The organism is Amycolatopsis sp. SID8362, assembly GCF_010550475.1.
Classification (GTDB): Bacteria; Actinomycetota; Actinomycetes; order Mycobacteriales; family Pseudonocardiaceae; genus Amycolatopsis; species Amycolatopsis eburnea.
In genome coordinates this window covers 1-4,377 of record NZ_JAAGNB010000047.1, presented here as the reverse complement: position 1 = coordinate 4,377, position 4,377 = coordinate 1, and the positions used below count along the sequence as shown (strand labels likewise).

General features: G+C 73.6%; 1 protein-coding gene. It reads left to right on the top strand.

All coding sequences use genetic code 11. The features are described 5' to 3' along the window. A partial coding sequence (locus G3I65_RS01405; RefSeq protein WP_160693966.1) for a type I polyketide synthase occupies positions 1 to 4,377 on the top strand: 4,377 nt, incomplete at both ends.

The window sequence follows — 4,377 nt, the reverse complement described above, 5'->3', positions numbered from 1 at the left end:
TGCCGCGGGTGTCGGCGCCCTGGAGCCCGGCCTCGCGCTCGACGCCCTCACCGCCGAGGCCACCGGGGACGCGCCGGTGGCGGTGGTGGCCGACCTCGACTGGGACGTCTACCTCCCGGCGCTGCGGGCCGTCCGGCCCCGGCCGCTGTTCACCGGGTTCGCCGAAACCGCCGAGACCCCGGCAGCCGCGGCGGAGGAGCCCGCGGGCCTGCTCGCCGGACTGTCCGAAGAGGACGGCGGCCGGAAGGTCCTCGACCTGACCCGCACGCACGTCGCGGCTGTCCTGGGTTATCCCGACGCCACCGCGGTCGACGCCGGGCGCGCGTTCTCCGAAAGCGGGTTCACCTCGCTGACGGCGGTCGAGCTGCGCAACCGCCTCGACGCGGCGACCGGGCTGAGCCTGCCCGCGACCCTCGTCTTCGACCACCCGACTCCGGCCGCGCTGGCCCGGCACCTGCACCGCGAACTCCTGGGCCGCCTGCCGGAACCGGCGGACACGACGTCGACGCGTACCGACACGGACGAGCCGATCGCGCTCGTCGCCATGGGCTGCCGGTTCCCCGGCTCGGTCGCGACGCCGGAAGACCTCTGGCGGCTCGTCGCGGACGGCGTCGACGCGATGTCCGGCCTGCCCGAGGACCGCGGCTGGGACCTGGGCGCACTCTACGACCCGGAGCACGGCAAGAGCGGCCACAGCTACGTCCGCGACGGCGGTTTCCTCGACACCGCGGCGGAGTTCGACGCGGCCTTCTTCGGGATCTCCCCGCGCGAAGCCCTCGCCATGGACCCGCAGCAGCGCTTGCTGCTCGAGATCGCGTGGGAGGTCTTCGAACGCGCCGGGCTCGACCCGCATTCGCTGCGGGGCAGCCGAACCGGGGTGTTCGCCGGCACCAACGGCCAGGACTACGCGGGCTTGCTCGGCACGGCGGGCGAAGAGGTCGGCGGGTTCATCGGCACCGGCAACGCGGCCGCGGTCGTGTCCGGGCGGCTGGCCTACGCGTTCGGGCTCGAGGGCCCGGCGCTCACCGTCGACACCGCGTGCTCGTCCTCGCTGGTCGCCATCCACCTCGCCGCGCAGGCCCTGCGTCGCGGCGAATGCGATCTCGCTCTCGCCGGCGGCGCGACGGTGATGTCGACCCCGGCCACCTTCGTCGAGTTCAGCCGCCAGCGCGGCCTCGCTTCCGACGGCCGCTGCAAGGCGTTCGCCGAGGCGGCGGACGGTACCGGCTGGGGCGAGGGCGCCGGGCTGGTGCTCCTGGAGCGGCTGTCCGACGCCCGCCGGAACGGCCACCGGGTCCTCGCGATCGTGCGCGGCTCCGCCGTGAACTCCGACGGCGCTTCCAACGGCCTGACCGCGCCGAACGGCCCGTCGCAGCAGCGGGTAATCCGCGCTGCGCTGGCCGACGCGGGACTGTCCACTGCGGACGTCGACGCGGTCGAGGCGCACGGCACCGGAACCACCTTGGGTGACCCGATCGAAGCCCAGGCGCTGCTGGCCACATACGGTCAAGAGCGCGAAGCGCCGCTGTGGCTGGGCTCGGTGAAGTCCAACATCGGCCACACCCAGGCCGCCGCCGGGATCGCCGGGGTCATCAAGATGGTGCTGGCCATGAGTCACGGCGTCCTCCCGCGAACCCTGCACGTCGACGCGCCATCGTCCCATGTGGACTGGACCGCGGGCGCCGTCGAGCTGCTCACCGAGCCGACGCCGTGGCCGGAGACCGGCCGCGCCCGCCGCGCCGGGGTGTCGGCGTTCGGTGTCAGCGGCACCAACGCCCACCTGGTCCTCGAAGCCGGCGAACCCGATCCGGTCGCGAGTGTCCCGAGTGGACTCACGCTCTGGCCGCTGTCCGCCCGCGACGAGCAGGCCCTGCGCGACCAGGCCCGCCGCCTCCGCGCGGCCATCACCGAAGACGTTCCCGCGGCGGCGATCGGCCGCACCCTGGCGACCGGCCGCGCGGCCCTCGACCACCGGGCCGTCGTGCTCGGCGATGGCACCGGCGAACTCCTCGCCGGGCTGGCCGATCTGGACAACGCCGTCCGCGGCACCGCGACACCCGGCGGGCGCCTGGCCGTCCTCTTCACCGGCCAGGGCGCGCAGCGCTCCGGGATGGGCCGCGAGCTGTACGACCGGTTCCCGGTGTACGCCGACGCGTTCGACGCCGTGTGCGCCGAGTTCGACGGCCTGCTCGACGCCTCCCTGCGCGAGATCGTCTTCGACGGCGGCGACCGCCTCGATCAGACGGGCTACACCCAGCCCGCGCTGTTCGCCGTCGAGGTCGCCCTCTTCCGCCTGGTCGAGTCGTTCGGCATTCGCCCAGACTTCGTAACAGGCCACTCAATCGGCGAAATCTCCGCCGCCCACGTAGCCGGCGTCCTCTCCCTGGAAGACGCCTGCCGCCTAGTCGCCGTCCGCGCGACCCTGATGCAGGCCCTCCCCACGGGTGGCGCGATGGTCTCGATCGCTGCCCCCGAGTCCGCGATCACCCTCACCGAGGGCGTCTCCATCGCTGCAGTCAACGGCCCCGAGTCGGTGGTCATCTCCGGCGACGAGTCGGAGGTCCTGGCGATCGCAGCCCAGTTCCCGAAAACCAAGCGCCTCACCGTCAGCCACGCGTTCCACTCGCCGCTGATGGATCCCATGCTTGACGAGTTCCGCGCGGTCGCCGAGTCCCTGGAGCACCGCCCCGCAACGATACCGGTGATCTCGAATGTGAGCGGTGCTCTCGCCGAGCCGTTCACCGCCGACTACTGGGTGCGCCACGTCCGGGAAGCGGTCCGATTCGCCGACGGCATCGCCACGCTGCAGGCCGAGGGTGTCGGCGTATTCCTGGAGCTGGGTCCGGATGCGGTGCTCAGTGCGATGATCGACGGCGGAATCGTGAGCAGTGCTCTACGACGAGACCGCTCCGAAGAGAGAGCACTGCTCACCGCGTTGAGCACTGTTCACGTCAACGGCGTGGACGTCGACTGGGCCGCGTTCTACCCGCCGGCGCCCGCGGTCGACCTGCCCACCTATCCGTTCCAGCGGCAGCGCTTCTGGCCCGAGCCCGCGGCGCCGGTGTCCGAAGCGGACTCGGAGTTCTGGCGGGCCGTCGAGGGCGAGGACCTCGACTCGCTCGGCTCGTTGCTCGGCCTCGACGGCGACCAGCGCGCGGCCATCGGCACCGCCCTTCCCGCGTTGTCCGGCTGGCGACGGGAAAGCCGGACCGGCGCGCCGTCCGACGCCTGGCGCTACCGCGTCGTCTGGCGGAAGCTGCGTGAGACCGGGGCCGCCGTCTCGGGCGACTGGCTGTTCGTCCTGCCGGAAACCCTCGACGACCCCGGCGCGGTGACGGCGGTGGCGGGTGCCTTCGCGACGTCGGGGGCGCGGCCGCTGGTCGTCCGGGTTCCCGAGGACGCCGACCGCATCACCGTCGCCAAGCTGGTCGAAGCCAAGCTGGCGGAAGAAGGCTCCACACCGGCCGGCGCGCTTTCGTTGCTGGCCTTCGCGGCCGGCACGCCGGGCTCGGCCGTGGCGGGCGGGCTCCCGCAGACCCTCGCGCTGGTGCAGGGTCTCGGCGACGCGGGTGTCACCGCGCCGCTGTGGTGCGCCACCCGCGGCGCGGTCGTGACGGTGGACAGCGAGCCGGTCGCGAACCCGGCCCAGGCGCAGTTCTGGGGCTTCGGCCGGACGGTCGCGATGGAACACCCGAGCCGCTGGGGCGGCCTGGTGGACCTGCCCGAAACCGTCGGGCCCGAGGACGGCGAGCGGCTGTGCGCGGTGCTCGCGGCCGGCGGCGAGGACGAAGTCGCCGTACGGTCCGCCGGGGTCTTCGCCCGCCGGCTCGTCCGCGACACCAGCAGTGGTCCACAGTGGACGCCGTCGGGCACGGTGCTCGTCACCGGCGGGACCGGGGCGCTCGGCGGGCACGTGGCCGACTGGCTCCTCGGCCACGGCGCCGAGCACGTCGTCCTCGCGAGCCGCCGCGGTGGTGAGGCGACCAACGAGCGAATGACGGTCGTCGCGTGCGACATCGCCGACCGGGACGCGGTCGCGGCGCTGCTGGCCGAACACCCCGTGTCCGCGGTGGTGCACGCGGCCGGCGTGCTCGACGACGGCGTCGTCGACACCCTGACCGGTGACCGGTTCGCGGAAGTCCTGCACGCCAAGGTGTCCGGCGCCCGGGTCCTCGACGAACTGACCGGCGACCTCGACGCGTTCGTGCTGTTCTCCTCGCTCGCCGGCGCGGTCGGCGCGGCCGGGCAGGCGAACTACGCGGCCGCCAACGCCGAGCTGGACGCGCTGGCCCAGCGCCGTCGTGCGACGGGCAAAGCGGCGGCTTCCATCGCGTGGGGACCGTGGGCGGGTGGCGGCATGGCCGCCGAAAACGCCGA